At 76.4% G+C, this 26841-nt stretch carries 20 protein-coding genes and 3 pseudogenes; 12 read left to right on the forward strand and 11 right to left on the reverse strand.

From position 1 onward, the window contains the following. Positions 1-19: 19 nt before the first annotated feature. Complete coding sequence (locus VSR01_RS36690) at positions 20-1393, reverse strand: dipeptidase (protein ID WP_326453286.1); 1374 nt, start codon at positions 1391-1393, stop codon at positions 20-22. Between the two features lie 189 nt (positions 1394-1582). Between VSR01_RS36690 and VSR01_RS36695 the strand changes: the two genes are divergently transcribed. From VSR01_RS36695 to VSR01_RS36705, 3 genes are all read left to right on the forward strand, one after another. Beyond that, complete coding sequence (locus VSR01_RS36695) at positions 1583-2875, forward strand: geranylgeranyl reductase family protein (protein WP_326453287.1); 1293 nt, start codon at positions 1583-1585, stop codon at positions 2873-2875. Between the two features lie 180 nt (positions 2876-3055). Then, positions 3056-4354, forward strand: coding sequence for a sensor histidine kinase (locus VSR01_RS36700; RefSeq protein WP_326453288.1), 1299 nt, complete (start codon positions 3056-3058; stop codon positions 4352-4354). Beyond that, entirely contained in the window at positions 4351-5016 is a 666-nt protein-coding gene (locus VSR01_RS36705) for a response regulator transcription factor (RefSeq protein ID WP_326453289.1), read from the forward strand. The genes VSR01_RS36700 and VSR01_RS36705 overlap by 4 nt, the downstream gene beginning before the upstream one ends. Positions 5017-5234: 218 nt before the next feature. Here the strand turns inward: VSR01_RS36705 and VSR01_RS36710 are convergent, their stop codons facing one another. Then, a complete protein-coding gene (locus VSR01_RS36710) occupies positions 5235-6758 on the reverse strand; it encodes an MFS transporter (RefSeq protein WP_326453290.1) in 1524 nt (507 codons plus the stop codon). An 87-nt stretch (positions 6759-6845) separates the two neighbouring features. On the opposite strand from VSR01_RS36710, the gene VSR01_RS36715 reads away from it, so the two are divergent. After that, a complete protein-coding gene (locus tag VSR01_RS36715; RefSeq protein WP_326453291.1) occupies positions 6846-7265 on the forward strand; it encodes a MarR family winged helix-turn-helix transcriptional regulator in 420 nt (139 codons plus the stop codon). A 74-nt stretch (positions 7266-7339) separates the two neighbouring features. Here the strand turns inward: VSR01_RS36715 and VSR01_RS36720 are convergent, their stop codons facing one another. The 3 genes and pseudogenes from VSR01_RS36720 to VSR01_RS36730 all read right to left on the reverse strand — a co-directional run bounded on the left by VSR01_RS36720 (position 7340) and on the right by VSR01_RS36730 (position 9838). Then, positions 7340-8074, reverse strand: coding sequence for a maleylpyruvate isomerase family mycothiol-dependent enzyme (locus VSR01_RS36720; RefSeq protein WP_326453292.1), 735 nt, complete (start codon positions 8072-8074; stop codon positions 7340-7342). A gap of 125 nt (positions 8075-8199) precedes the next feature. Then, positions 8200-8484 (reverse strand): annotated as a pseudogene (locus tag VSR01_RS38175) (SCO4225 family membrane protein); the annotation flags it as partial. A gap of 73 nt (positions 8485-8557) precedes the next feature. Continuing rightward, positions 8558-9838, reverse strand: a complete 1281-nt coding sequence (locus VSR01_RS36730) for an MFS transporter (protein ID WP_326453294.1) — start codon at positions 9836-9838, stop codon at positions 8558-8560. Positions 9839-9855: 17 nt separating this feature from the next. Between VSR01_RS36730 and VSR01_RS36735 the strand changes: the two are divergent. After that, positions 9856-11075, forward strand: a pseudogene (locus VSR01_RS36735) (ROK family protein). Between the two features lie 170 nt (positions 11076-11245). Here VSR01_RS36735 and VSR01_RS38180 read toward each other — a convergent pair. Beyond that, a complete protein-coding gene (locus VSR01_RS38180; RefSeq protein WP_442785621.1) occupies positions 11246-12424 on the reverse strand; it encodes a DUF2797 domain-containing protein in 1179 nt (392 codons plus the stop codon). Positions 12425-12761: 337 nt separating this feature from the next. Here VSR01_RS38180 and VSR01_RS36745 point away from each other — a divergent pair, with 337 nt between their 5' ends. Next, on the forward strand, positions 12762-13067 hold the full coding sequence (locus VSR01_RS36745; RefSeq protein ID WP_326453295.1) for an SHOCT domain-containing protein: 306 nt from the start codon (positions 12762-12764) through the stop codon (positions 13065-13067). Continuing rightward, on the forward strand, positions 13064-13333 hold the full coding sequence (locus VSR01_RS36750; protein ID WP_326453296.1) for a hypothetical protein: 270 nt from the start codon (positions 13064-13066) through the stop codon (positions 13331-13333). The genes VSR01_RS36745 and VSR01_RS36750 overlap by 4 nt, the downstream gene beginning before the upstream one ends. A gap of 110 nt (positions 13334-13443) precedes the next feature. Here VSR01_RS36750 and VSR01_RS36755 read toward each other — a convergent pair whose 3' ends face one another. Next, positions 13444-13947, reverse strand: coding sequence for an ATP-binding protein (locus tag VSR01_RS36755; protein ID WP_326453995.1), 504 nt, complete (start codon positions 13945-13947; stop codon positions 13444-13446). Between the two features lie 753 nt (positions 13948-14700). Between VSR01_RS36755 and VSR01_RS36760 the strand changes: the two genes are divergently transcribed. The 4 genes and pseudogenes from VSR01_RS36760 to VSR01_RS36775 all read left to right on the forward strand — a co-directional run bounded on the left by VSR01_RS36760 (position 14701) and on the right by VSR01_RS36775 (position 19436). Next, complete coding sequence (locus VSR01_RS36760) at positions 14701-15366, forward strand: molybdopterin-dependent oxidoreductase (RefSeq protein ID WP_326453996.1); 666 nt, start codon at positions 14701-14703, stop codon at positions 15364-15366. Beyond that, positions 15347-15961 (forward strand): annotated as a pseudogene (locus VSR01_RS36765) (cytochrome b/b6 domain-containing protein); the annotation flags it as partial. The gene VSR01_RS36760 and the pseudogene VSR01_RS36765, both read left to right, overlap by 20 nt. A gap of 484 nt (positions 15962-16445) precedes the next feature. Beyond that, positions 16446-17855, forward strand: coding sequence for a hypothetical protein (locus VSR01_RS36770; protein ID WP_326453297.1), 1410 nt, complete (start codon positions 16446-16448; stop codon positions 17853-17855). A gap of 339 nt (positions 17856-18194) precedes the next feature. Then, entirely contained in the window at positions 18195-19436 is a 1242-nt protein-coding gene (locus tag VSR01_RS36775; RefSeq protein WP_326453298.1) for a hypothetical protein, read from the forward strand. 70 nt (positions 19437-19506) lie between these two features. Here VSR01_RS36775 and VSR01_RS36780 read toward each other — a convergent pair whose 3' ends face one another. Together VSR01_RS36780 and VSR01_RS36785 are read right to left on the reverse strand one after the other, a co-directional pair. Further along, a complete protein-coding gene (locus VSR01_RS36780; RefSeq protein ID WP_326453299.1) occupies positions 19507-20001 on the reverse strand; it encodes an SRPBCC family protein in 495 nt (164 codons plus the stop codon). Between the two features lie 9 nt (positions 20002-20010). After that, entirely contained in the window at positions 20011-20913 is a 903-nt protein-coding gene (locus VSR01_RS36785; protein ID WP_326453300.1) for a DeoR/GlpR family DNA-binding transcription regulator, read from the reverse strand. 279 nt (positions 20914-21192) lie between these two features. On the opposite strand from VSR01_RS36785, the gene VSR01_RS36790 reads away from it, so the two are divergent. Further along, a complete protein-coding gene (locus tag VSR01_RS36790) occupies positions 21193-23601 on the forward strand; it encodes a hypothetical protein (protein ID WP_442785622.1) in 2409 nt (802 codons plus the stop codon). On the opposite strand, the gene VSR01_RS36795 is transcribed toward VSR01_RS36790, so the two are convergent. After that, positions 23571-26000, reverse strand: coding sequence for a right-handed parallel beta-helix repeat-containing protein (locus tag VSR01_RS36795; RefSeq protein WP_326453302.1), 2430 nt, complete (start codon positions 25998-26000; stop codon positions 23571-23573). The genes VSR01_RS36790 and VSR01_RS36795 overlap by 31 nt on opposite strands. Before the next feature lie 180 nt (positions 26001-26180). Next, positions 26181-26831, reverse strand: coding sequence for an Rv1733c family protein (locus VSR01_RS36800; protein WP_326453303.1), 651 nt, complete (start codon positions 26829-26831; stop codon positions 26181-26183). Positions 26832-26841 lie beyond the last annotated feature (10 nt).

Consider the following 26841-nt stretch of genomic DNA (forward strand, 5'->3'; position numbering starts at 1 on the left):
ACCGGCGCCGCCCGCGGCCTCAGACGCCCTGGGTCGCGGAGTGCGCTGCGGCGTAGCGGCGCAGGAACAGCGCCTCGGTGAGCGCGAGCTTCTCCAACTCCTGCGGCGAGACGCTCTCGTTGACCGCGTGGATCGCCGCCTCGGGCTCGCTCAGCCCGATCAGCAGGAACTCGGCGCGCGGGTAGAGGCCCGCCAGGGTGTTGCACAGCGGGATCGAGCCGCCGTTGCCCGCCTCGGCCATCTCCCGCCCGTACGCCTCCCGCATCGCCTCGGCCATCGCCGCGTACGCCGGGCTGCCGGTGTCCGCGGCGAACGGCTGGCCGCTGCCGCCCAGCGTCACCTCGACCTTGGCGCCCCAGGGGGCCGCGGCGGTCAGGTGGGCGCGCAGCGCCTCGCCGGTGCGGACCGCGTCCACCCCCGGCGGGATGCGCACGCTGACCAGCGCGCCCGCGCTGGCCTGCACCGACGGGGTCGCGCCGACCACCGGCGGGGCGTCGATGCCCAGGACCGTCACCGCCGGGCGGGCCCACAGCCGGTCCGAGACGCCGCCGGTGCCGATCAGGCCGACGCCGTCCAGCACCTTGGCGTCCTGCCGGAAGTCCGCCTCGTCGTAGGCGATGCCGGGCCACTCGCCGCCCCCGTCGAGGCCGTCGATGGTGGTGGCGCCGGTCTCGTCGCGCAGCGAGGCGAGCATGTGGATCAGGGCGGCCAGCGCGTCCGGCGCCGCGCCGCCGAACATCCCCGAGTGGAGGTTGCCCTGGAGGGTGTTCACCCGCACCTCGGCGACCACCATGCCGCGCAGCGCGGAGGTCACCGTGGGCAGGCCCAGCCGGAAGTTGCCCGCGTCGCCGATGACGATCGCGTCGGCGGCCAGCAGCCCCGGGTGCTGCTCGGCGTAGCGTTCCAGGCCGCCGGTGCCCTGCTCCTCGGAACCCTCCACGATCACCTTGACGTTGACCGGCACGCCGCCCTGCCCGCGCAGCGCCCGCAGCGCGGTCAGGTGCATCAGCACGCCGCCCTTGCAGTCCGCCGCGCCGCGGCCGTACCAGCGGCCGTCGCGCTCGGTCAGTTCGAACGGCGGCGACAGCCACCGCGACTCGTCCAGCGGCGGCTGCACGTCGTAGTGCGCGTACAGCAGGACCGTCGGCGCGTCGGCGGGGCCGGGCAGGTAGCCGTAGACCGACTGGGTGCCGTCGGGGGTGTCGAGCACCTCCACGTCCCGGAAGTCCTCCGCGCGCAGCGCGTCGGCGATCCAGGAGGCCGCCTTCTGCGACTCGCTCTTCGGGAACTGCCGCCAGTCGGCGACCGAGGCGAACGCCACCAGTTCGGCCAGTTCGGTCTTGGCCCGCGGGATCAGCGCGGCCACGGCCTCGGAGAGCGGAACGGACGACATGAGAACTCCTTGCACGGTGGGCCGGGTGGGGCGGTCCGGGGAATCCCCGGGGCGCCGCGGCGGTTGGCGTCCGCGACGGCACCCTGCCGATGGTGCCACAGCGAGGAGTTCTCCTCGGGCGCATAGGATGCGTGAACAGCCAGGTCAGCACGAGGCGGCCGAACGGGCCGATCAGGAGCGGAAACAGACGTGAGCGGTGAGCAGGCGGCGCAGGACGGCGGCACGGAGGACGGCGGGGCCCCCGTGGTCTGGGACGTCGTGGTGATCGGCGCGGGTCCCGCCGGAGCCTCGGCCGCACACGCGGCCGCGGTGACCGGCCGCCGGGTCCTGCTGCTGGAGAAGTCCGAGCTGCCGCGTTACAAGACCTGCGGCGGCGGGATCATCGGGCCGTCCCGGGACTCGCTGCCGCCCGGCTTCGAACTGCCGCTGCGCGACCGGGTGCACGCGGTCACCTTCAGCCTCAACGGCCGGCTGACCCGCACCAAGCGCTCCCGGCAGATGCTCTTCGGGCTGATCAACCGCCCCGAGTTCGACGCCGGGCTGGTCGACGCCGCGCGCGAGGCGGGCGCCGAGGTGCGCACCGGCGTGACCGTCTCCCGGGTCGAGCAGCACGGACCGGGCGTCCCCGACCGGCGCACCGTCGCCGTCGTCCTGACCACCGGCGGGAACGGCCGGGCCGACGGCGAGGAGGACGCCCCGGCCGACGGCCGCAAGGACGGCCGGCAGGAGGAGATCGTCTACGCCCGCGCGGTGGTCGGCGCCGACGGCAGCGCCAGCCGGATAGGAGCCCATGTCGGGGTCAAGCTCGACCAGGTCGACCTCGGCCTGGAGTTCGAGATCCCGGTGCCGCCGTCGGTCGCCGACGACTGGGCCGGCCGGGTGCACATCGACTGGGGGCCGCTGCCGGGCAGCTACGGCTGGGTCTTCCCCAAGGGCGACTCCCTGACCGTGGGCGTGATCTCGGCCCGCGGCGACGGCGGCGCCACCAAGCGCTACCTGGACGATTTCATCGCCCGCCTCGGCCTGGCCGGCTTCGAGCCGAGCGTCTCCTCCGGGCACCTGACCCGCTGCCGCACCGACGACTCGCCGCTGTCCCGCGGCCGGGTGCTGGTCTGCGGCGACGCCGCGGGCCTGCTCGAACCGTGGACCCGCGAGGGCATCTCCTACGCGCTGCGCTCCGGCCGGCTCGCGGGGGAGTGGGCGGTGCGGATCGCCGAGTCCCACGACGCGGTGGACGCCCGCCGGCAGGCGCTCAACTACGCCTTCGCGGTCAAGGCGGGCCTCGGCGTCGAGATGGGCGTCGGCCGCCGCATGCTGGCGCTGTTCGAGAAGCGGCCCGGGCTGCTGCACGCGGTGCTCACCAACTTCCCGCCGGCCTGGCGGGCCTTCGCCGGGATCACCCGGGGCAAGACCTCGCTCGCGGAGCTGGTCCGCACCCGCCCGCTGGCCCGCCGCGCGCTGGAGGCGTTCGACCGCGCCTGACCCGGCCGCCCGCGGGGGTACGACGCGGCACGCCGCTGTCGCGCCCGCGCCGGTCGCCCGCGGAATCCGGCCGCCGTGCCGCGGTCGGCGCGCGCCCGGGCCCGTACTCTCCGGGTAGTAGCCGGGAAGCCCCCGGCCGGCGGACGCCACGCGGGGCCGGGCACGTCTAGCGTGAGAGCCATGACCTATCAGGAGCCGGCCGCCCCGCCGCGGCGTCGCCGGGGGTCGGCGGGGCGGCCGGTGTGGCTCGCGCCGCTCCTGCTGGCCGTGCTCCAGGTGGTCGGCAGCAGCGTGGCCGGCCGCCACCAGAGCCAGCGGGTGCCGCTCGACGGCCTCGGCTACGCCCTGCTGCTGGCCGGGCCCGCGCTGCTGCTCCTGCGCCGCCGCCGGCCCGTCCTGGTGACCGCGGGCGTCGGCGGGGCGACTTTGCTGTACGTCGCGCTCGGCTACCCGTGGGGTCCGGTGTTCGCGAGCTTCGTCGTCGCCGTCTTCACGGCGGTCGCCGCCGGGCGGCGCAGGGCCGTGTTCGCGGTGGCCGCGGCGGTGCTGGCCGGTCATGTGGCGGTGGGCGCCTGGCTCTACCGCTGGCTGCCGCCCGCCCACGACCGGGCCGCGTCGTGGACCACGCTCTCCGGCGGCGCGGCCTGGCTGCTGGCCGTGCTCGCCGCCGCCGAGCTGTACCGGGTGCGGCGCGAGCGGATCGCCCGCGAACGCCGGGAGCGCGCGGAGGCCGAGCGCCGCCGCGCCGACGAGGAGCGGCTGCGGATCGCCCGGGAGCTGCACGACGTGCTCGCCCACAGCATCTCGCTGATCAATGTGCAGGCGGGCGTCGCATTGGCCCTGATGGACGAACGCCCCGAGCAGGCCCGCACCGCGCTGACCACGATCAAGGCCGCGAGCAAGGAGGCGCTCGGCGAGGTCCGGCAGGTGCTGGGCACGCTGCGCGCGCCGGGGGACGCGCCGCGGGCGCCCGCCCCCGGCCTCGACCGGCTGTCCGAGCTGACCGAGCAGGCCGCGGCGGCGGGTCTCGTCGTGGACGTCGCGGTCGAGGGCCGGCGCGGGCCGCTGCCCCCGGGCGTCGACCTGGCCGCCTTCCGCATCGTCCAGGAGGCGCTGACGAACGTCGTGCGCCACTCGGGGTCGCGCACCGCGCGGGTCCGGATGCGCTACGACGCCGGGTGCGTCGAGGTGCGGGTGGACGACGACGGTCCCGCGGCGGCCGGCGGGGACGGCGGCGGCGGGAACGGCCTGGTGGGGATGCGCGAGCGGGCCGCGGCGCTCGGCGGGGCCGTCGAGGCGGGCCCGCGCGCCGACGGCGGCTTCGCCGTGCGGGCCACGCTTCCGTTCGCCCGGCCCGAGCCGGCCCCTGAAGGGCCCGGGCCGGAGCCGGAGCCGGTTCGGGCGGAGCCGTCACCACAGCCGTGGCAGGAACCGGAGCCGGGGCGGCCGGAGCCGGGCGACACCGAGGAGCGACGATGATCCGCGTCGTGCTGGCCGACGACCAGGCGCTGGTCCGCGCCGGGTTCCGGGCGCTGCTGGACGCGCAGCAGGACATCGAGGTGGTCGGCGAGGCGGCGGACGGCGAGGAGGCGCTGCGCCAGGTGCGCGCGCTGACCCCGGACGTCGTGCTGATGGACATCCGGATGCCGCTGACGGACGGGCTGGCCGCGACCCGGCGGATCACCGACGACGCGGCGCTTGCCGCTGTCAGGGTCGTCGTCCTGACCACCTTCGAGCTGGACGAGTACGTCTTCGAGGCGATCAGGTCGGGCGCCTCCGGCTTCCTGGTCAAGGACACCGAGCCGGCCGAACTCCTGCGGGCCGTCCGCGCGGTGGTCGCCGGCGACGCCCTGCTGTCGCCCGGAGTGACCCGCCGGCTGATCGCCGAGTTCGCCGCGCGCTCCAAGGAGCCCGCGGCGGCGGCCGGCCTGGACCGGCTCACCGAGCGCGAACGCGAGGTGATGGCCCTGGTCGGCATCGGTCTTACCAACGAGGAGATCGCCCGCCGGCTGGTGGTCAGCCCGCTCACCGCGAAGACCCACGTCAGCCGGACCATGGTCAAGCTCGGCGCCCGCGACCGGGCGCAACTGGTCGTGCTCGCCTACGAGTCCGGCCTGGTCCGGCCCGGCTGGCTGGGCTGACGGGGCCCGGCTGGACGGGCTGACGGGTGCCGCCTCGCGCGGACCAGGGACCCTTCCGGTCGCCCGGGGGTCCCGCCTCCCGCCGGCCCCGGACATGCGCGGTCGCCGCCGCGGGGGACCGCGACGGCGACCGGTGGAACGGGACGGATCAGGTCACATCAGGGACGGATCAGGGACGGACGGGAGGGTGCGGGCACGCCTCCCGCGCGGGCGCCGGGTCAGTCGCGCGCGGCCACCTGCGCGTCGTCGCGCGTCGCGTCGACCTGCTGCTCGCGGATCGGCTCGGTCGCGGAGGAGGCGACCAGCAGGCCGTACGAGGGACGCCGGCGGCGCAGGCCGGAGACGGTCACCAGCAGACCCAGCACTCCGATCCCGGTGATCACCCACAGGCCGGGCCGGTAGCTGTCCAGGACGGCCTGCTTGCCGCCGCCGTGACCGGTGTGGGCGGTGACCACGGCGGTGACGACGGCGAGGAAGATCGCGCCGCCGACCTGGAAGGAGGTGTTGAGCAGGCCGGAGACCATGCCCTGCTCGTTGTCCTTGACGCCGTTGGTGGCCTGAATGTTCAGGGACGGGAAGGCCGTGGCGAAGGCGGCGCCGAGCAGCAGCATCGAGGGCAGGATGACCGCGGCGTAGCTCGGGTGCAGGTTGATGCGCAGGAACAGCACATAGCCGACGACCAGGGCGGTGAAGCCGAAGGTGATCACCCGCGGGGTGCCGAAGCGGTCGACGATCGGGCCCATCCGGGTGGACAGGATCGCCACCAGCGCGCCGGCCGGCAGGAACGCCAGGGCGGTCTGCATCGCGCTGTAGCCCAGGACGTTCTGCAGGTACTGCGTGACCAGGAACTGGAAGGCCACGTAGGAGCCGAAGAAGGTGGCCGCGCCGATGTTGGCCCGGACCTGACCGGCGACGCGGAACACACCGAGCCGGATCAGCGGGTGGGACGACCGCTGTTCCACGGTGACGAAGGCGGCGAGCAGCACGGCCACCGCGGCGAAGGAGCCGAGGGTGCGCAGCGAGGCCCAGCCGGCGTCGGCCGCCGAGACGACCGTGAACACCAGGAGCAGCATCGCCCCGGTGCCTGTGACCGCCCCCGGGAGGTCGTAGCCGCGGCCCTCACCGCGCTCGCGGGGGCTCTTCGGGATCAGCTTCAGACCGGCGAGCAGGGCGATGACGGCGACGGGGGCCGGCAGCAGCATGGTCCAGCGCCAGCCCGCCTCGGTGAGGAAGCCGGAGAGCACCAGGCCCATCGAGAAGCCGGTGGCGCCGCAGCTGGAATAGATGGTCAGCGCCCGGTTGCGGACCGGGCCCTCGGCGAAGCTGGTGGTGATGATGGACAGGCCCGCGGGCGCGGTGAACGCGGCGCTGAGGCCCTTGATGAAGCGGGTGGCGATCAGCAGCTCGCCGGAGTCCACGAGGCCGCCGAGCAGCGAGGCGACGGCGAAGACCGCGAGCGCGGTCAGGAACACCCGGCGCCGGCCGAGCAGGTCCGCGGCCCGGCCGCCGAGCAGCAGCAGGCCGCCGTAGCCGAGGACGTAGCCGCTGACGACCCACTGGAGGGAGGACGTGGACAGGTCCAGGTCGTGGCCGATGGAGGGCAGTGCGACGCCGACCATGGAGACGTCGAGGGCGTCGAGGAACAGGGCTGCGCACAGCACGAAGAGGGTGCCCCACTGCAGGGCGGTCCAGCGCTCTTCGGCGCGGGGGACGGTGGTTGACGTTGATGACGGAGAGGTCATGGGTGACACACTTACATGCACGCGCATCGAATGCAAGCGCATTTAATTCTCGTGCATACGGGTCCGTTTTCTGCTACCCTCGGCGACATGACCGGCGACAAGGGTGCGCGTTCGCTTGAGGCGGAGTGGCGGGAGATCCTCGCCGTTCACGCCCGCACGGCATGCGAGATCGACCGCGAGCTGCACAGGTTCGGACTGGGCGCCAGCGACTTCGAGGTGCTCGACGTGCTCGCCGCCGGAGACTCGGCCGACTCCGAGGACTGCTCCTTCCGCGTGCAGGAACTCGCCGACCGCGTCCATCTGAGCCAGAGCGCGCTGTCCCGCCTGGTCGCCCGCCTGGAGAAGGAGGGCCTGGTCGAGCGCTGCATATGCAGCGAGGACCGGCGCGGCGTGCGGGTCGCCCTCACTCCGGCCGGCCGCGAGCGCTACGAGAAGGCGCGCCCCGGCCACCTCGCCGTCCTGGAGCGGATGCTCCCCGGCGGCCTGGCGGCAGCGCCCCGGGGCTGACGGCCCGGAGCCCTCGCCGCGGTAGCCGGCCGCCGGGCGCGCCCGTGGGTGCTGCGCCGGGCGCGCCCGCGACTTCAGTTGATCGCGCCGGTCCGGCGGAACGCCTCCAGCAGCGCCGCGTCGCCCTCCACCGTCAGCGACTCGCCGGGCGTCCTGTTCCACAGCGCGACGTACAGCTCCGCCGCCGTGCCGCTCACCGTGCAGTCCGCGTGCCCGCCCGCGCCGGGCTCGATCACCGGGGACTGCGGCGACAGCCGCATCAGCCAGTCGGCGCCGGTGTCCGTCGCGCGTACCCGCAGCGTGCCCGGATGCGGCGTGCGGAGCTTGCTGTGCCTCCTGCCGTGGAAGCCGCTGAGCAGTTCGTCCACGCCGTCCGAGGCGAAGTCCGCGTCGACCGGGGAGATCGGGTCGCCCAGCGCCGCCTGGGCGTCGGCCCGGTGGACGGTCACCTCGTGCGCCTGACGCCGCGACCAGAAGGCGAGCGCGGACGGCGCCCGCAGGAAGTACCAGCACTCCAGGTCCTGCGGGGCCGCCCCGAGCGCGTCGACCAGCTCCTCCAGTCGCTCCCGGTACCACCGCGTCAGCTCCGCGTCGCCCGGGGCCGAGTCGTCGAAGGCGCCCGGTTCCTTGCGCCCCTCCGCGACGAACCCGGTCGCCCAGCGGTGCACCGCCCCGGTGTGCCGCACCAGGTCCCGCACCCGCCACCCCGGGCAGGGCGGCACCGGTGCGTCCAGCCCGGCCCTGTCGGCGGTGTCGGCCAGCAACAGGCCCTCGCGGCGCAGCACTTCGATGAATCCGGCAGTCTCCATGAGCGCGGATCCTGCCGGCTGCAGGAACGGGCACCGGCGGAGTTCCGCCGAGTTCCCGCCACCGGCGCGCGCCGCCGCCGCACCCGGGCGGCCCAGCCCAGCAGCACCGCGTTGAGCAGCGCGGAGACCACGGCCGCGACCAGCGTCACGGTCCAGCCCGACCAGCCGTACGCGGTGGACTGCGCCGAGGCGCCGCTGACGGCCGCGTACAGCGCGAAGAGCGCCGGCGTCCAGGGCAGCGTCAGCAGCAACAGCAGCACACCGGTCAGGGACGTGCCGCTGCTGGAGAGCACCGCGCTGTCCAGCAGCATCAGCACCAGGGCGACCGCCACCACGCCCAGGTAGATTCGGGACACGCGCTCGCGGTGGACGGGCCGGACGGCGTGGACCGCCCAGGCGGGTAGGCGCATCGCTCCTCCTCGGGCCTGCGGGTGGGTTCACCAGCATGCCGCCGGATCGCCGCCCGGGCGCCTGTGATGTTCGTCAAACCCGGACGTGCGCGGCGGACCGGCGGCGTGCCGCGGCGCCGCCGCCCCGCGTGGTGAAGGCTATGAGGGCGGCCAGCGCGGCCAGCGCGGCGACCGTCGTCAGCGCGGTCGGCAGGCCGAACGCGTCGGTGAGGAAGCCGATCGAGGGCGGGCCGAGGAGCATGCCGCCGTAGCCGAGGGTGGAGGCGGCGGCCACCCCGCTCGGCCCGGTCAGCTCGCCGGCCCGCGCGATGGCGGTGGGGAAGAGGTTGGCGAGGCCGAAGCCGGTCACCGCGAACCCGGCCATCACCAGCGGGGTGTACGGCGCGAGCGCGCCGACCAGCATCCCCGCGCACGCGGTGAGCCCGCCCAGCACCAGCGCCCGGGTCTGCCCGAACCGTTCGAGCAGCGCCGTGCCCGACAGCCGCCCGATCGCCATCGCCAGCGCCACGCACGCGTAGCCGGCGGCGGCGACCCCGGGGCCGCCGTGCAGGTCCTGCTGGATGTGCAGCGGCCCCCACTCCGCGAGGGCGCCCTCCCCGTACGCCGTGCACGCGGCGATCAGGCCGAAGACCGCCACCAGCAGCGTCGCGCCCGGCACCCGCGCGCGGGTCGCCGCCCCGGCGGCGGCCCCCTCCGGGGCGCCGGCCGGCCGCGACCGTCCGCGCGCGGCCGGCCCGCCCAGCGGGTTCGCTAGCAGGACCCGCCCGGCCCAGGCCACCGCCAGCAGCCCGACCGGCGTGAGCAGCAGCAGATGGGTGCCGGGGGACAGGTGCGGGGCCAGCAGGCCGCCGATGCCCGCGCCCAGCAGTCCGCCCAGGCTGTAGGCGGCGTGGAAGCCGGACATCACCGGGCGGCGCAGCGCGGCCACCAGGTCCACGGCGACGCTGTTCATCGCGACGTTCAGGCCGCCGTAGGCGACGCCGAAGACCAGCAGCACCAGGCCGAGGGCCGGCGCGGTGTGGGCCCTGGGCGGCAGCGCGATGCTGAGCGAGAGGAGCACGCCCGTGCCCACCGTCACCCGCTCGCTGCCGAACGCCCGGCACAGCCGCCCGGTGAGCACCATCGTCGCCACCCCGCCGGCCGACACGCCGAGCAGCGCGAGCCCCAACTGCCCGGCGGACGCGCCGACGTGTGCCTTGATGGCGGGAATGCGCACCACCCAGCCCGCGAAGAGGAAGCCGTCGACCGCGAAGAAGACCGTGAGCGCGATCCGCAGGCGGCGCAGTGCGGGATCGGCGGCGGGAGTGTGGTGGGATCGGGACAGCGCTGTCCCTATTTTGTTTAGTGTCGGCACAAAGTCAGAATAGAGGGGTGACACAGATTCGGACAAGGCTGGAGCGGGGACGAGGCGCACTCGGCCCGGCGCTCTCTTTGGTGCACACCGGACGCGCCGCCACCCGCGCGCTGCTCACCGCGGAACTCGGGGTCACCCGGGCCACCGCGGGCGCGGTCGCCGCGGAACTCGAGGCCCTCGGCCTGATCCGGGTCGACACCCGGCCGGCCCCTCCGGCGCCCAGGGGCGGCCTTCGCACCGGCTGGAAGTCGCCCCCGAGGGGCCGGTGGCGCTGGCCGCGCAGGTCCACGCGGACGGCTTCCGCGCGGCCCTGGTCGGACTCGGCGGCGAGATCGTCGCCACCGCGCCGGTCTCCATGACCGTGCCGGCCGACCCCGCGCACGTGCTCGGCGCGGTCGTGGATGCCGGGGCCCAACTGCTGCGCTCCTCGGGGCGGGTCTGCGTCGGCGCCGGCCTCGCCGTGCCGTCCGCCGTCGCGGAACCCGAGGGCACCGCGCTCAACCCGCTGCACCTGGCCTGGCCTGCGGGCGCGCCGGTCCGCGAGGTCTTCGCCGGACAGGTCGCCCGCGCCGGCATCCTCGCGCCGGACGGCACGCCCGTGCCCTCCTTCGTCGGCAACGACGTCAACGTCGCGGCGCTCGCCGAGCACCGGCACGGCGCCGGGCAGGACGCGCAGCACCTGCTGGTCGTCGCCTCGGGCCACCGAGGCGTCGGCGGCGCGCTCGTGCTGAACGGACGCCTGCACACCGGGAGCGCCGGGCTCGCCCTGGAGGTCGGCCACCTCACGGTGGTGCCGGACGGGCGGCCCTGCCACTGCGGCTCCCGCGGCTGCCTCGACGTCGAGGCCGACCCGCTCGCCTTCCTGGAAGCGGCCGGACGCGAACCGGGCCCCGAGGTCTCGCTCCTGGAGCAGGCCCGCGACCTGCTCCGCACGGAGTACGACGACCCGGCGGTCCGGCACGCCGCGGGCGTCCTCGTCGACCGCCTCGGACGCGGGCTCGCCGGCCTGGTCAACGTCCTCAATCCCGACCGCATCCTGCTGGGCGGCCTGCACGGGAACCTGCTGGACGCGGACGCGGAGAAGCTGCGCGCGGTGGTGGCCGACCACAGTCTGTGGGGGCGCAGCGGCAGCGTGCCGGTGCTGGCCTGCGCGCTGAACCACAACAGCCTCGTGGGAGCGGCCGAGTTGGCGTGGCAGCCGGTGCTGGACGACCCGCTGGCGGTGCTGGGCGGCTGACCGACCGGGCCGCCGCTGTGTGCGGCGCCGGTACGGTGCCGGCACGGCGGTGATCCGGCGCCGGCACGGCGGTGGTCCGGCGCACGGCCCGGTCGGGCGGTCCGCGCGGCTGGGCGCCGGCCGCGGGCCGCCGCGGGGAGACGGGTCCGCAGGGCCGCGGGTCCGCGGGGCTAAGGGTGGGCGCGGGGGAGCGGCGTCGGCAGCGCGAACAGCGGATCGGGCGCCGGCGCGGGCACGGCGAGCGGACGGGTGGACGGCAGCCGGGCAGCAGCGGCGCCCGGCGCGTCCGGCGGCCGCGGCGAGCGCAGGAACGTCCAGCCGGACAGCAGCCGGGCGTCCACGAGCAGCACCCGGCCGTCGTCGGCCAGCACCTCCAGGTCGTGGCCCACGGCCGCCGTCACCACGCCGGCCAGCGTGTCGCCCGGCCGGAGCGCGGTCACCTCCGCCACGGGAAGCCGCCGCCCCCGCCCCCGCCCGGACGCCGCCGCGGCACCGGCCTCCGGCCCGGACGTCACGCCGAGCCCCGGACCGGGCGCTACACCGGCCCCCGGCCTCGACGGCGCATCGGCCCCCGGCCCGGACGCCGCATCGGACCCCCGCTCGGGCGCCACGCCTGACCCCCGCCCGGACGCCGCCGCACCGGCCGCCGGCCGGGACCTCGCGACGGTCTCCGCTCCGGGCCCGGACCCCGCACCGATCTCCGGCCCGGGCGCAGACTCCGCGCCGAGCCCCGGCCCCGCATCCGGCCGGCGTTCCAGGCCGAAGCGCTCCGCGTGGTCGGTGACCGCGAACGGGCGGGGCCGCAGCGCACCGGGCAGTGACCCGTCCGACGCCAACTCCAGCGCCGCGGCGTGCAGCCTGCGCAGCGCCGCCGCCCGGTCCGCCGCGGGCGGCAGGTCGAGCCGGGCGGCGCGCTTGGCGGCCGAGCGGACCCGGTCGGGGACGCCGAGCGCCGCGCCGAGCACCGCCTCGGTGCGGCGCGCCGCCATCAGCGGGCCCTCCCCGAGGAAGGCGAACGCCACCGCGCCCTGCTCCAGCAGCCGCGCCGAGCCGCGGGCCACCGCGGTGATCCCCACCTTGTGCAGGCCGGGCCCGAAGTACGCCAGATAGACGGCGTACGGGCGCGGGTCGTCGGCGCGGGTGTCCGCGGCGACCGACCAGGAGCGGTCCAGCGCCGCGCAGGCCTCGCACTGGTCGCGCCGCGCGTCGTACGGCAGCGCCGCCGCGTCCGCGCACGCGATGCGCCGACCGGCCCGCCACACCCCGGCGCAGCGCCGGTCGGCGTCCGGCGCCAGGGCCGTGGTCAGCCGGCCGCCCACCGGCTGCGCGCTGGTCCGCTCGCCGTGCACCGGATGCCACCACGACCAGACCGGCCCGCCGTCCCGCCACCGGAGCCCCGCACACCGCCACATCCCCCTCACCCTAGGCGCCGCCTCCGACAACGCCCCCCGGCAGCGGCCCGGCCCGCGCCGTCCGCCGGCTCCACGCGCCGTCGTCACCGCCTGCCGCGCCGTGGAGCCGCCGGGCCCTGGTTCGCGTGCCGCCCGCGGAAGCAGGCCGCTCGCCGCCGCGTACTCCCCGCGGAGCAGGCCGGATGCCGCTGGCCGTACGACGATTCCCGGACGCCGGACCGCCAGGCTCGGACGTATCGGAAACACCCCGCACCGATGGAGGAGATGAGTGGCGATGACCACGCTGGCATGGCACGACGGCGGACCCGGGCCGTGGATCCTGTTCTTCCCGCTGATCTGGGTGGCCGCGATCGCGCTCGTGGTCACCGTGCTGCGGCGGACCGCCTGGCGCGGCGGCCGGGGACCGTGGCACATACGCGCCGCGACCGCCGAGCACTCGCCGATCGCCGTGCTGGGCCGCAGGTTCGCAGCCGGCGAGATCGACGAGGACGAGTACTGGCGGCGGCTGTCGGTGCTGGACGAGCAGTTCGGCCGCGACGTCCGCGGCGAGTCCCGCGGCGGCAAGGGCGGCGCGGCGTGAACGGCGCGACCGCGGACCCCGGGCCCGCCGCCGCGCGGGTGTCGGACGCCTCGATGGCGCACGGCGCCGGCGACGCGCGGGTCCGGGTGCTCGACGCGGTGAGGGTCGGCTTCCCGGCCACCGGCGGGGACGGCGCGTTCGCCGTCGCGCCGCTGCGGCCGGCGGTCGTGCTGGTGGCGGGCGTCGTCGCCGGAGCGCCAGCCGGCCGGCGCTCCGGCGCGGCGGTCGGCCCGGCCGACGTGCTGCGGGCGATCGCGGCGGAGTGAGGACGCGGTGAACCCCGGAGCGCCGGGCGCGACGACCGGCCGCCGCCCCCCTCGGCAGGGGGGCGGCGGCCGGTCGGGTCAGCCGCTACGGCCGGGCCCGGCGCCACGCGTCAGGCGACGGAGGCCACCGCCGCGACGCGCTCGGGGGCGGGCCGCTCGATCGGCAGCACCGCGGTCCGCAGCGGCACCAGCGTCGGCGCGGCGACCGGTGTGCGCAGCACGAACCAGACCACCTTGCCGGCGTCCTGCGGCAGCAGGTCGGTGCCCCAGCTGTCGCTCATGGCCTCGACCAGGGTCAGCCCGCGGCCGGTGGTGGCCGTCGGCTCCGTCGGCTGCACGAACGGCAGCCGGGGGTCGTGGTCGGCGACGGCGACGGTCAGCCGGTCGCCCGCCAGGGTCAGCTTCACCGCGCACTGCTTGTCGGGCTTGGCGTGCCGGTGCACGTTGGCCAGCAGCTCGCTGATTCCGGTCGACGCCGCGTCGATGAGCGGGTCGAGACGCCAGTAGCGCAGTTGCGCCGACACGATGCGGCGGATCTGCTGGATGCGGTAGGGATGCGCCTCGAGTTCGAGCGCACACTCCCTGGCCGCTGGATCGGCTTGGTCTTCTTGCATGATCACGGCTGCGACTCCCTCCGCGGCGAGGGCCGGACACCGCGTCTGAACGCGGCCCGGGGCCTGTGCGCCGCTCCGATGGGAACACCTGAGCGAAAATGCGTAGAGTCACTGCGGCAGTACTCCGTGATGCGTCTTCAGGGTGACCCGGGGGGAACCGGAGCGCAAGTCGTCACATTGCCCGGCGCGCCGGGACCGGGGGCGCGCGGGGCGGTCGGCGTCCCCCGGATGCGCCGGGAGCCGCCCCCCGTACGGATGGCGCACGGGCACCCCTTCGACCGCGGCACGTGGGCCCCGCAGGTGCGGACGCCGGACGGCCGGCGCCGGCCGATCGCGCCCGACCTGCGCGGCTCCGGGGAGAGCACGGTCGTGCCGGGCACCACCCGGCTGGACGCTTGCGCCCGCGATCTCGCCGCGCTCCTGGACCACTTGGGGATCGCGGGCGCCGCGCCGTGCGGGCTGACCATGGGCGGCTGCGCTGCGCGGCCGGGCCGAACGCCCCGACCACACCCCGACGCCGCCGAGCGCTCGGCATGCCGCCGGCACAGACATGCCCCCGCATTTATGACGGATTGCTGACGTCCACCGCGGGGCCTGGTTCCCCGGGCTTCCGCGTGTTCGAATCGAACCATGGACGACACCACGGCCGGACCCGCGGCCGGACTTGGGCCGAGGGACACAGCCGAGGGCGCGAAGGACACGGCCGAGGGCGAGGGGCGCGGCTCGCCGGTCGGCCGCCGCGTGGTCCTGGGCATGCTCGGCCTCGGCGCGCTCGGCGTCGCCTTCGGCAGCGGCGTCCAGGACCGGATCGACAACGTGCTGGCGTCGGTCAACGCCAAGGACCCCACCGGCGTGACCGGGCTGCTGCCGGGCGGCGGCGGGTTCCGCTTCTACTCGGTGTCGAACAGCATCCCGCACCGCGGTGAGAACGACTACCGGCTGACCGTCGGCGGCCTCGTCGACCGGCCGGCCACCTACACCCTCGCCGACCTGCGCGCGCTGCCGCAGACCCGGCTGGTGCGCGACGTGCAGTGCGTCACCGGCTGGCGGGTGCCCAAGACCGCCTTCTCCGGGGTGCTGCTGTCCACCCTGCTCGACCACGCGGGCGTCAAGGACAAGGGCGCCGCGCTGCGCTTCACCTGCTTCGACGGCGTCTACACCGAGAGCCTGACGATGGACCAGGCCCGCCGGCCCGACATGCTGGTGGCGCTGACCATGAACGACAAGCCGGTCTCCGCGGCGCACGGCGGCCCGGTGCGGCTGTACGCGGCGCCGATGTACTTCTACAAGTCCGCGAAGTGGCTGTCGGGCATCGTGGTCACGCCGGACGTCCAGCCCGGCTACTGGGAGCACTACGGTTATGACGTCGACGGATGGGTCGGGAAGTCGAACGGCCGCGATGACGAGCCGACGTCGTGACCCCCGCGGCGCCGAGGCGGTGCGCCGCTTCGCCCGCGCCGAGACGTGGGCGCACCGCGGCCTCGCGGTGATCATGGACGTGTGCGTCGGCACCGCCGCGATCCTGTACCTGCCGCCGCTGGCCGAACTCGTCGGCCGCCGCCGCCTCGTGGTCACCGTGCACGAGTGGTCGGGCATCGCGCTGCCCGCGCCGCTCCTGGCGGCGCTGGTCTCGCGGGCGTTCCGCGCGGACGCCGGGCGGCTCGGCCGGTTCTTCCCGCACGACTGGCGCTGGCTGCGCACCGCCCTGCGCACCCGCCGGCGCGAGCCGGGCCTGGCGGGGAAGTTCAACGCGGGCCAGAAGCTGTACGCCGCGTTCACGGTCGGCGCGATCCTCGTCATGATCGGCTCCGGGCTGCTGATGTGGTTCCCGAGGCTGACGCCGCTGGTCTGGCGGACCGGCGCGACCTTCGTGCACGACTGGCTCGCGCTGGCCATCGGCCTGGTCATCGCCGGCCACGTGTGGTTCGCCGCCGCCGACCCCGAGGCGCGCCGCGGCCTGCGCACCGGCTACGTGCCCCGCTGGTGGGCCCGGTCCGAGCACGCGCTGTGGCGGTTCGAGGCCGAGCAGGAGCCCCGGCGCGGCCGGCCTGCGCACGCGCCGCAGCGCCGTCGACCGGCGGACGAGGCGTCGCAGCGCCGAAAGACGGCGGACGAGTCGCAGCACCGCGAAGCGGCGGACGAGGCGTCCGGCCCGACCGGCCACGCGCCCCAGCCCTGACCGGGGCCGGCCGCCACGGACCCGGCCCGTCACACGCTCCAGCCGTCACACCCCAGGGCGCATGTCAACGCCGCCCGCACCCGTCCCGCGCCGCCGCCCGCGCACCCACGGTCCGCCGCCCGCGCGCGTCCCGCCCGCACCGCCCGCGCGCGTCCCGCACACGCCCGGCACACGCCCGGCCCGCACCGCCCGCCTGCACCGCCCGCGCGCGTCCCGCCCGCCGTCGGCCGACCCCCCCGTGTCGTTCCGTTACATCACGGACACCCGCCGTCCGTTCAGGGGCCACCGCGGCGTGGCCGCCCGCTCCTAGCGTCGTGGCATGACGACCTCTCAGGTGGCGACGATGCCACCGGACGCGCAGCCGCGGCCCGCCGGCCGGGTCGCGGGGACGGCCGCGCCGCCGCCCCCGCTGGAGGCGTACCGGGCGGGTCCGCGGTCCGCGCCCGGCCCCCGGCGGCTGACGGCGCAGGCGCTGGTGGCCGTCGCCCTGGTCGTGCTGCTGGGCGTGCTCGCCGCGGTCGCCGCGGTCACCGTGCGCGCGGACGCCGAGGATCTGCGCACCGTGGTCACCGGGCGCGCCGCGGTCGCCGCCGACCTGCGCTTCGCCCTCGCCGACCTGGACGCGCAGCGCGCGGACGCCCTGGCGCCGGGCGAGGCCGCGGACGACCCCGACACCGTCGTCGGGAACGAGCTGAACGCCCTGATCACCGCGCAGCAGCGGCGCGCCCAGGTCAGCGATCTGCTGCGGCGGTTGGGCGGCGACGGTTCGCAGAGCGCGCGGGTGCGGGCGCTGCTGGACGGGCTCGGCCGCTACGACGACCTCAGCGGCCGCTCGGCCTTCGTCAGCGAGCAGGACCCGAACCGGGTGGCCGGCCACCCGCCGGTCGTCTCGGTCTCCATGAACGTGCAGGCCGGCGCGCTGATGCACGACACGCTGCTGCCCACCGCCGCCGCGCTGTCCGCCGTCTACGCGCGACAGGCCGACGCCGCTCACGCGCACGCCCACGACACCGCGGTGCGCTGGGCGCTGGTGCTCGGGCTGCTGGCCGCCGTCACCCTCCTCTACCTGCTGTGGTGGCAGCGTGCGCTGGCGCGCGCCTACCGCCGGCTGCTCAACCCGCCGGTGCTCGCCACCACCGCGGCGGTCCTGGCGATCGCGCTGGCCGGGCTGGTGGCGCTCGGCGCGACCGCGAGCGCGGTCGACGCGGCGAGCCGCGAGGGCCTGCGGCCGTGGTCCAGGCTCGCCGAGGCACGCGCGGTCGCGGCGCAGGCCGCGGCCGCCGAGAGCCGCTGGTTCGTCCACGAGTCCTCGCTCGCGGTCGGCGACGAGCAGGAGTTCACCGAGCTGACCCGCAGGCTCGACACGCTGCTCGCGCCCGGCGGCGACGCCGACGCGCGGGAGCGCGCCGCCTACCGGGACGTGTCCGCCCGCTACGGCCACTTCCGCGCCGACGACCGCAGGCTGCGGTCGCTGAAGGACGCGGGCAGGACCGAGGAGGCGGTCGCGGTGCTCACCGAAGTGGGCCGCGGCGACGTGGCGTTCGACTTCTGGGACTTCGCCACCACCCTGGACGGCCTGGCCGCCCGGCAGCTGGCCGACTTCGACGCGCACGCGCGGGACGCGAGCGGCTCGCTGGCCGGCTGGCCGGGCGTGCCCGCGGGCGTGCTGGCGGCCGGCGCGCTGCTGGTCCTCGCCGGCATCCGTCCCCGGCTGGCCGAGTACCGCTGAGCCGGCGCGCCGCCGGGCGCGCGGCCCGGACCGTGCCGCCGGGCGCACCCCGCCGGCGGGAGGCGTGTGGCCCGGTGCACCCCGCCGGCGGGCGGCGTGCCGCCGGGCGGCGTCCGTACCGCCCGGCCCCCCGCCACCTCGCACCCGAGAGCCGTCTCCTCCCGTGCCGTTCCGCCGGATCGGGCAATCCAGCGACCCCATAGAGCAATAAGGCGACTAGCGGGGGGTCCCCGGCGGACGCCTCAATAGGTGCCGAAGCTGTCGATCGCCCGCGGGGGCGGCGGCGGAACGCTGCCTCGCCGCCCCCGTTCCTGCCCGGACGAGACGGGGGAGTGCATCGTGACGCGCGGATCTTGGCCCGGCCCCGAGGACGGGTCGTCCGGTTCGGCCTATCCCGAGGAACTGTGGGAGCGGTTCCTGACCGACAACGAGCGGAACATCGCCGCCACCGCCCCCAAGGAACTGTCCGCCCGGGCCCGCGTCGCCGCCCGGCGGATCAGGGAGGAGAAGGAGCGCGCCGCGGCGAGAGGCGACCGGCGCCCAGGACCACCCGGCCGTCCCCGTCCCGCGCAGGACCGCCTGGACCTCTCCTCCGCCACCGCGGCCGCCCGCCGCGCGGCCCGCGCCGCCGAGGACGCCAAGGAGCGCCGCAAACGGCGCTGGATCAACGCCGTCGGGGTGCTGCTGGTGCTCGCCACGCTGGCCTTCGCGCTCACCGCCGGCCGCGTCTGGCCGGTCGTCACCGGCGAGGGCGGTCGCGGCTCGACGGCCGCGCCGACCTCGACCCTGCCGCCCGAGACCGCCCGGCCGGCCGGGCCGCCCGCCGCCGTGCCCGAGCAACGCGCCACCCTCCAGCGGCCGTTCGCCGGATCACCCGCCGAGGTGTGGGGCGACGGCGCCGCCGCCATCGTGCCGCCGGCCGCGATCCCGTACTTCGCCGTGACCAGGGACCGCGTCGCCGACGGCCTGCGGCTGGCCAAGGACCTGATGGTGGCCACCGGTCTCGACCCCGCGGTCCTCGCCGGCGGGAGCACCGACGCGGTCAGCAAGCTCATCGACGCGCACTCCGGCGGCGCGCGCGGCACCCTGGCGGACGGCCTCGCCCACCCGACCGCCGCCGACGACCCGACCGCGCTGCTCAGCAGGTTCGGGCCCGAGGCGCGCCTGGTCGGCGACACGGTGAAGGTGCGCGGCCGGATGACCCTCGGCGTCGGCGACACCTACGGAGGCGCCCGCATCCTGGCCGACTACACCTTCGTCTACCCGGTGCGCAGGGCCTCCGACACCGGCGCGTCCCCGGAGATCACCAGGACCGTGGTGCGGCGCACCGTCACCGTCGAACTCCCCGCCGACGTCCAGCGCCCGGCCCGCATCGACTCGCTGCTGCTCGCCGGCTGGACCGCGCAGATCGCGGGCGTCGACTGCGGCGTCCACGACGGCTTCCTGCACCCGCGCTTCGACGGCGGCGGCGCCCGCGTCGCCGCGCCCGCGCACGGGCCGGGCGTCGATCCCTACGACCGCAGCAAGCCGGTCGCCGACGGCACGGGCACCCTCGACTGCGTGCGCGCACTGCGCGTCTGACCGTCCCCGCCCCCCGGCGCCGCCCTCGCCGGGGGCTCCGGGGCGCCACGCGTGCCAGGGCGTCGGCGTGTCAGGGCCTCCGGGCCGTCAGCGCCGCGCAGCGCAGGTCCAGGCCGTGGGCGGTGCGGCGGAAGACCGACCGCAGGCCGGGGCGCAGCGCGCGCAGGAAGGCCCGCGCCACCGGTGTGCCGTCGGCGGCGATCGTCCACCGCACCATGGCGCCGCCGGCCACCGGCTCGATCCGCCACTCCTCCATCAGCGCGCAGAGCCCCGGGCGGTTGACGGTGTCGGCGCGGTAGGCGTAGCGGCGGGGGCGCTCGGCGACGAGCACGGTCTCCTCGGTGCGGGTGCCGCCGGACACCACGACCGTGCGGCGGCCGTCGCCGTGGGCCTCCGCCCGTTCGACCCCGGCGAACCACGACGGCCAGGCGCCGGTCTCGTCGGCGAGGACGTGGTAGACCTCGCCGGGCGAGGCGGCCAGGACGGCGCTGAATGCCATCCGCACCGGGGCCTCGTCGAGGAAGCCGGGTTCCACGGGGCGCAGTCGGCGCGGGGCACGGGCCATGGCGGCAGGTTACGCCGTGCCGCCGCCGTTGTCCGCCGGTCCGGCTCCCGGCCGGGAACCGGCCGTGGCGGCGCCCGCCGCGCCGTCGGCGGACGCGGGCTCCCCGGCGACGATCAGGTGGGCGAGGTGCTCGGCGATCTCCTCGCGCAGCACCTCGGGGATGCCGGCGTCGGTCACCAGCGTGTCCACGTCCTCCAGCGAGGCGAACGAACTCAGGCCCACCGTCCCCCACTTGGTGTGGTCGGCGATCACCACGACGCGGCGGGCGGAGCGCACGAACCGCCGGTTGGTCTCGGCCTCGGCGAGGTTCGGGGTGGACAGGCCCGCCTCCACCGAGATGCCGTGCACGCCGAGGAACAGCAGGTCGAAGTGGAGCGACTGGATCGCCCGGTCGGCGACCGGCCCGACCAGCGTCTCCGAGGGGGTGCGCACGCCGCCGGTGATCACCACGGTCGCCGTCGCCTCGGCGTGGTTGGCGCCCGGCCGGCGCTGCCCGGACTGGAAGACGTCGGCGACCCGCACCGAGTTGGTCACCACCGTCAGGTCCGGGACGTCCAGCAGGTGGTGGGCGAGCGCGAAGGTGGTGGTGCCGCCGGCCAGCGCGATCGCGCTGCCGGGCGCGACGAGCGTGGCGGCGGTCCTGGCGATGGCCTCCTTCGCGCCCAGCTCCAGACCCGACTTGGCCTCGAAGCCGGGCTCGTGGCTGCTGGCCTCCACCACCGGCACCGCGCCGCCGTGCACCTTCTCGACCACGCCCTGGCGGGCCAGCGCGTCCAGATCGCGGCGGACGGTCATGTCGGAGACGTTCAGCCGCCGGGTCAGCTCGTTGACCCGCACCCCGCCGCGACGCCTGACCTCGTCGAGGATCAGAGCACGCCGCTGTTCCGCGAGGAGGTTCTGGTTGTCGCTCACCCGTGACCCCGTCCCGTCCGTGTCGTTGTCCACACCGTCCGCACCGGCGCCCGCCGGTGCCCGGCTGACGCCGGTGCGCTGCCGCCATCCTTCCACGCATGGCCCCGCCGGGTGTACGCCAGGTGACCGATCCGCCACCGCTCCGGCACCCGGGGCGCCGCCGGCCCCGCGGGCCCGGCGGACGGGGACCGGGCGACCGGCCCGGGGAGCGCCGCCCGGGCCCGGTGGCTCGCGGTCCCGGAACGGTCGCCGTGCGTCACGATTGCGGCACGGTTCGCCATGACCGCGACTAGCGCGCCGCGCGACCGGGCACCACCCCGGCACAGCACACGAGGAACGGGGGCACCAGTGGCCACCGCATCGCACACCCACCCCGCCGCCCGCACCGAACTCGCCCTGGAACTCCTCGTGCACGGCGTCGGCGGCACCACCCCGCAGCAGATGCTCGGCGACCCGCGCACCGTACGGCTGGCCGGCGACGAGACGGCCGGCATCCACCGCAGGGCCCGCGACGCCGACGCCGAGCAGCACCCCGAACGCCACCGCGACGAGCCCGTGCCCGAGGCGTACTGCTGGTCCAACCTGACCTCCGGCAACGCCGGCCGCGCGCTGTGGCTCCTGCTGCTGCCCTTCATGATCGCCAACCTCGCGCACTGGATGCGGCCGCCCTCGCTGCGCACCCGGCTCGCCCGCCTCTACGAGCTGATCGTCCGGCTGCTGGCGCTGACGCTGACCGTGCTGCTGGTCGCGGCCGTCTGCGAGGTCGCCCTCGACATCGTCGGCTGGCAGTGTGCCGGCCGGACCGGCTGCTCCCACGGCAAGTCCTGGATGGGCTTCGCCGCCGCCGCGCACGGCGGCTGGTGGAGCCTGCCGGGACGCCGGCTGCTGCTCGGCGCGAGCGCGCCCGTCGCACTGACCGCGCTGCTGTGGTGGCTGTCCCACCGCACCTGGTACGCCTACGAGTCGCAGCGCCCCGCCGCGCGGCCGGCGCCGCCGCCCGGCACTCCCTCCCTGGCGATGCCCGGATTCTGGTACGGCCGCCGGGCGGTCGCCCGGCTGCGCACCGCCCACACCGCCGCCGGCCTGCTGACCGTCGCGACCGCCCTCTACCTGCCCGCCCTCGCCCACGACACCGGGCGCGGCGGCCACGGCGGACCGCTGCCGGTGCTCGGCTGGACCGTCGCCGCGGCCACCACGGCGCTCGCGGCCGTCAGCGCGGGCGTGGTCTGCCGGGCCGACCGCACCCTCGACAACCTCGACGACACCCCCGACCTGCGCACCACCCGGCTGCTGCTCACCGGATCGCCCGCCGTCCTCGTCGCCGCCGCGGTCTACGGCGCCTGGGCCAGGCCGGGCTGGACCTCGGACGGGCGGCTGCCCTCGGCCCAGGCGTTCTCCGCGCTCACCGTCGTCCAGGGCGCCCTGATCGCCGCGCTCGCCGTCGTCGCCGTGCTGCTGCACCGCACCCCGCCCGCCGACTTCGAGGACTGCGGGGTGGCGCTGCGCGGGCTCGCCGGGCCCGCCGTCGCCCTGCTCGGCTGCGCCCTGGGCGGCGTGCTCACCGGCGGCGTCGCCCAGCGCTGCGCGGACTGGCTGGACGGCGGCCGCACCCCGGGCGACCACGGCAGCCCCCTGGTCGGGCCGCCCGCCGTGCTCACCTGGGAGGCGTCGGTGATCCCGGCGATCCTCGGGCTGCTCGCCCTCGGCGCCGGCGTGCTCGGGTGGCGGCTGACCCGGCGCGAGCACGCGCTGCGCGCGGACGTCGAACGGCTCTACCCCGGCGAAGAGCACCACGCGGGCCGCACCCGGCAGATCGCCCGGGCCATCGCCCGCGCCGGACTCACCGACTCCGCGCCGATGCTCGTCGCCGTCTTCTGCGGCGCGGCGTTCGCGCTCGGCGCCGGGGCGGTGGCCGGCGCCTGGGCGGGCGGCGGCACTCCCGACGAGGTCGCCGCGCACGCGCCCCGGGTGCTCTCGGCGACCGCCGACGCCTGCCAGACGCTGGGCTCCTGGCTGGTCGGCGCCGGGGTGCTGGCGCTCGTCGCGCTCGGCCGGCGCGCCTACCGCGACGCCTCGGCCCGCCGCACCGTCGGCATCCTGTGGGACGTCGGCACCTTCTGGCCGCGCGCCGCCCACCCCTTCGCGCCGCCCTGCTACGCCGAGCGCGCGGTGCCCGACCTGAGCTGGCGGATGTCCACCTGGACCGCCCAGACCGGCGGACGGATCGTCCTGTCCGGCCACTCCCAGGGCAGCGTGCTGTCGGCCGCCGCCGTCTGGCAGCTCGACCCCGAGGTGCGCGGCCGGGTCGCGCTGCTCACCTACGGCTGCCCGCTCGCCCGGCTCTACGGCCGGTGGTTCCCCGCCCACTTCGGCACCGCCCGGCTGCGCTCGCTGCACGAGGACATGCACACCTGGAGCAACCTGTGGCGCAGCACCGACCCGATCGGCGGCCCGGTCGACCTCAAGCCCACCCGTCCCGGCGCCGAGGACGTCGACTGCGGGCCGCTGCTCGACCCCGCGGCCTACGGCCGCAGCGCCCGCCACCCGCTGCCCGAGCCGATCCTCGGCCACTCCGACTACCAGGCCGACCCGGCCTTCGCCGAGCAGCGCGCCCTGCTGCTCGCCCGGCTGCCCCAGCCGGCCCCGCGGCTGCCCGCTCAGGGCAGCTCGGGCAGATCCTCCGGGTAGAGCAGCTGCAGTTCCTCGTGCGTGGGTTCGTCGACGTGCGCGAGCCGCACCGCGTGCCGCTCCACCATCGCCTCGAACGTCTGCCGCGCGGTGCGGCCGTTGCCGAAGCCCGGCCCCTTGGGCAGCGCGGTGAAGAACTTCAGCAGCGCCTCGTCGGTGTCCTCGCCGAGCGCGTACTCGTGCTCCGCGGCCTGCGAGCGCACGATCCGCAGCAGCTCCTCGGAGGTGTAGTCGCCGAAGGTGATGGTGCGTGAGAACCGCGACGCCACGCCGGGGTTGGAGGCCAGGAAGCGCTCCATCTCCGCGGTGTAGCCGGCCACGATCACCACCACCGCCTCCCGGTGGTCCTCCATCAGCTTCACCAGCGTGTCGATCGCCTCGCGCCCGAAGTCCCGGCCCGCGTCCTCCGGCGCCAGCGCGTACGCCTCGTCGATGAACAGCACGCCGCCGCGGGCCCGGTCGAACGCCTCCTGGGTGCGGATCGCCGTCGAGCCGATGTGCTCGCCGACCAGGTCCACCCGGGAGACCTCGACCAGATGGCCGCGCTCCAGTACGCCGAGCGACGCCAGGATCTCCCCGTAGAGCCGGGCCACGGTGGTCTTGCCGGTGCCGGGGGAGCCGGTGAACACCAGGTGCCGGCGCGCCGAGGGCGCCTTCAGGCCCGCCTTCTCCCGCCTGCGGCCGACCGAGATCAGGTCGATCAGTGTGCGCACCTCGCGCTTGACGCCGTCCAGGCCGACCAGCGCGTCCAGGTCCGCCAGCACCTCGTCGCCCTGCCGGGCGGCCGGCGCGGGAGCGGGCGGCGGCGCCTGCTCGGGGACCCCGGCCAGCAGGCCGTAGGACGCCTGCTGTCCGGACGGCTGCCCGGCCGTCAGCCGGGACGCGGACCCGGCGGGCGGCGCCGACCCCGGAACGGGCGCCGGCACGTCGTCGGTGGCGGCGCGGTCGCTGGTGCAGTCCTCGGTCACCGGACCCGGCTCGGCGAACTCGTACCCACCGCGCGCGCACCGTTCGGTACGGCAGCGGGTCAGCGTCGAACGGCAGCCGTCGATGACGTGGAAGCCGTAGCCGCGGCTGCCGACCACCCGGACGCCGGTGAACGAGCCGCGACCGCCCGCCGACACGTACACCCCGGCCTCCGCGGGTCCGGTGACCGTGCAGCGCTCCAGCGCCGGGTCCGCGCCCTTGGTGACGATCACGCCGGTCGCGGCGCCGTCTATGGACACCTGCGCCAGGGTGCCGCCGCTGCCGTGGTCGCGGAACCACGCCCCGGTCGCCGCCTCGCGGATGCGGCAGTCGTCCAGCTGGACGTTCGCCCCGTCGCTCACCGACACCGCGGTGTTGCGGATCTGGCTGAAGTCGCTGTCCACCACGTCCGCGCGCGACCCGCGGTCCAGCACGAACAGCGCGTCCGGCACGTCGTGCACGCGGCAGCCGTCCAGTATGGCCACCGCGCCGTCGCTCACCCAGACCGCCGGGTAGTCGCCGGTGCTGTCGTGGATCTCGCACTGGTTGGCGTCCGCCCGGGTGCCCGGGTCCCACACCGACAGGCCGTTGCGTCCGAAGCGGCGCACGCTGGAGCGGGTCAGCGTCAGCACCGAACGGGCCCGCAGGTCGACCGCGTTCTCCGGGATGTCGTGGATGTCGCAGTCGGCCAGCGCCAGCACCGCGTCGGTGTCCAGGCTGATCCCGTCGCCCGTGGTGCGGTGCACCTGGCAGTCGGTGAACTGGCCCGCGCCCTGCTGCGAGATCTGCACACCCGCGCCGCGGACCTCGTACACCTCGCAGCCCACCGCCTCCAGCGAGCTGTTCTCCCCGGTCACCGACAGGCCCGCGCCCGACGCGTGGTGCACCCGGCAGCGCACCAGCCGCGGCGTGGCGCCGCCGCGCACCGACACCCCGCTCTGCGCCGCGGCCACCACCTCGCACTCCTCGAACAGCCCGCCCGCGCCGTCCAGCACGCTGATGCCGACCCCGCCGGGGTTGTCCACCGTGCAGCCGCGCACCGTCGGCCGGGCACCGTCGCGCACCTCGAGACCCACCGCCGAGCGGGTGTTCAGCCGCAGCCCGGACAGCTCCGGCGCGCACGCCTCGACCAGCAGCGCCGCCGAGGAGATGTCCTGACCCTCCACCAGCAGGTCCTGCACAGTGGCCGCGGCCCGGACGGTCAGCGCGACCCCGGAAGCGGGCGCGATCCGCACCGTCCCGGGACCGTCCGCGCAGCGCAGCGTCACCGCGCGGTCCAGCACCAGATTCTCCCGGTAGGTCCCCGAACTGACCGACAGCACGTCACCCTCGGCCGCCGCGGCGATCGCGGCCGCCACGGTCTCGTACTCGCCGGTGCGGCGGCGCCACCGCGAGTTGTTCGGGTTGGTGACCTGCACCACGCCATGTGCCATCGGGAAGCTGTACCCCACCTCTTGCGTCGGCCGACCGGGGGTCAACCGTAGCGCGCGCGACGGGCGTTGCGTGACGCCCGCCCGTCCGCCGGACACCGCCGGGACACCTCCCGCGGCCGGAAAACGGCGGCGCGTGCGCCACCGCCGCGCGGCAGCCGGCGTACGCGTCCGGCGCGGGACTCAGCCGCCCGCGCCCGCCCGACCCCAGTCCTGGCCCACCCTGGCCCACTCGCGCTCCCAGGAGTCCAGCCGGCGGCGCATCAGACGCCACATCACCAGCGCGCGACCGATCAGCACCACGCCGCACGTCGCGGCGCCGACGGCTATGCCGGCCAGCACCGCGTGGGTGGCCGCGGTCGGCCCGTCCAGCGGCGCCGGCACCAGGTCGCCGCGGCGGTCGGTCCACACCTGGACCTTGCCCGTGCGCCACACCTCGACATCGGCGGCGACCTTCTTGGTGCGCGGAGTGCCGTCGGGCGCGGTCCAGCGCAGGATGTCGCCCTTGCGGCCGTCGTCGACGGCCTGGGAGGCGCCGGCGCCGCGGTCCGAGGAGGCCGACATGATGGTGGCCGTCACCAGCGTGCGCGAGGCGCGCTGGCTGCGCACGACGCCCTGCAGGGTGCGGTCCACCGACTGTCCGGCCCACCAGCCGACGAGCGGGGACAGGCAGAAGAGCACGGTGGTCACCACGCCGAGGCAGGCCTCGACGACATCGGTCCTGCGGCGCAGCGCGTTGCGCCGCCACCGCCAGCCGGCCTTCCTCAGCCGGACCCGGCCCGCTCTGCCGGACCCCGGTCGGCGACGCGCCGACGGGCGCCTCGACGGTCCCACGTGCGGCCAC

It is taken from the genome of Actinacidiphila sp. DG2A-62, from assembly GCF_035825295.1.
Lineage (GTDB): Bacteria > Actinomycetota > Actinomycetes > Streptomycetales > Streptomycetaceae > Actinacidiphila.

Coding starts and splice junctions, on each gene's coding strand:
- VSR01_RS36745 (WP_326453295.1), top strand. CDS start 12,762: ATGACCACGCTGGCATGGCACGACGGCGGACCCGGGCCGTGGATCCTG.
- VSR01_RS36755 (WP_326453995.1), bottom strand. CDS start 13,947: ATGCAAGAAGACCAAGCCGATCCAGCGGCCAGGGAGTGTGCGCTCGAA.
- VSR01_RS36720 (WP_326453292.1), bottom strand. CDS start 8,074: ATGGAGACTGCCGGATTCATCGAAGTGCTGCGCCGCGAGGGCCTGTTG.
- VSR01_RS36710 (WP_326453290.1), bottom strand. CDS start 6,758: ATGACCTCTCCGTCATCAACGTCAACCACCGTCCCCCGCGCCGAAGAG.
- VSR01_RS36795 (WP_326453302.1), bottom strand. CDS start 26,000: ATGGCACATGGCGTGGTGCAGGTCACCAACCCGAACAACTCGCGGTGG.
- VSR01_RS36700 (WP_326453288.1), top strand. CDS start 3,056: ATGACCTATCAGGAGCCGGCCGCCCCGCCGCGGCGTCGCCGGGGGTCG.
- VSR01_RS36715 (WP_326453291.1), top strand. CDS start 6,846: ATGACCGGCGACAAGGGTGCGCGTTCGCTTGAGGCGGAGTGGCGGGAG.
- VSR01_RS36790 (WP_442785622.1), top strand. CDS start 21,193: ATGACCGCGACTAGCGCGCCGCGCGACCGGGCACCACCCCGGCACAGC.
- VSR01_RS36690 (WP_326453286.1), bottom strand. CDS start 1,393: ATGTCGTCCGTTCCGCTCTCCGAGGCCGTGGCCGCGCTGATCCCGCGG.
- VSR01_RS36760 (WP_326453996.1), top strand. CDS start 14,701: ATGCTCGGCCTCGGCGCGCTCGGCGTCGCCTTCGGCAGCGGCGTCCAG.
- VSR01_RS36705 (WP_326453289.1), top strand. CDS start 4,351: ATGATCCGCGTCGTGCTGGCCGACGACCAGGCGCTGGTCCGCGCCGGG.
- VSR01_RS36780 (WP_326453299.1), bottom strand. CDS start 20,001: ATGGCCCGTGCCCCGCGCCGACTGCGCCCCGTGGAACCCGGCTTCCTC.
- VSR01_RS36770 (WP_326453297.1), top strand. CDS start 16,446: ATGACGACCTCTCAGGTGGCGACGATGCCACCGGACGCGCAGCCGCGG.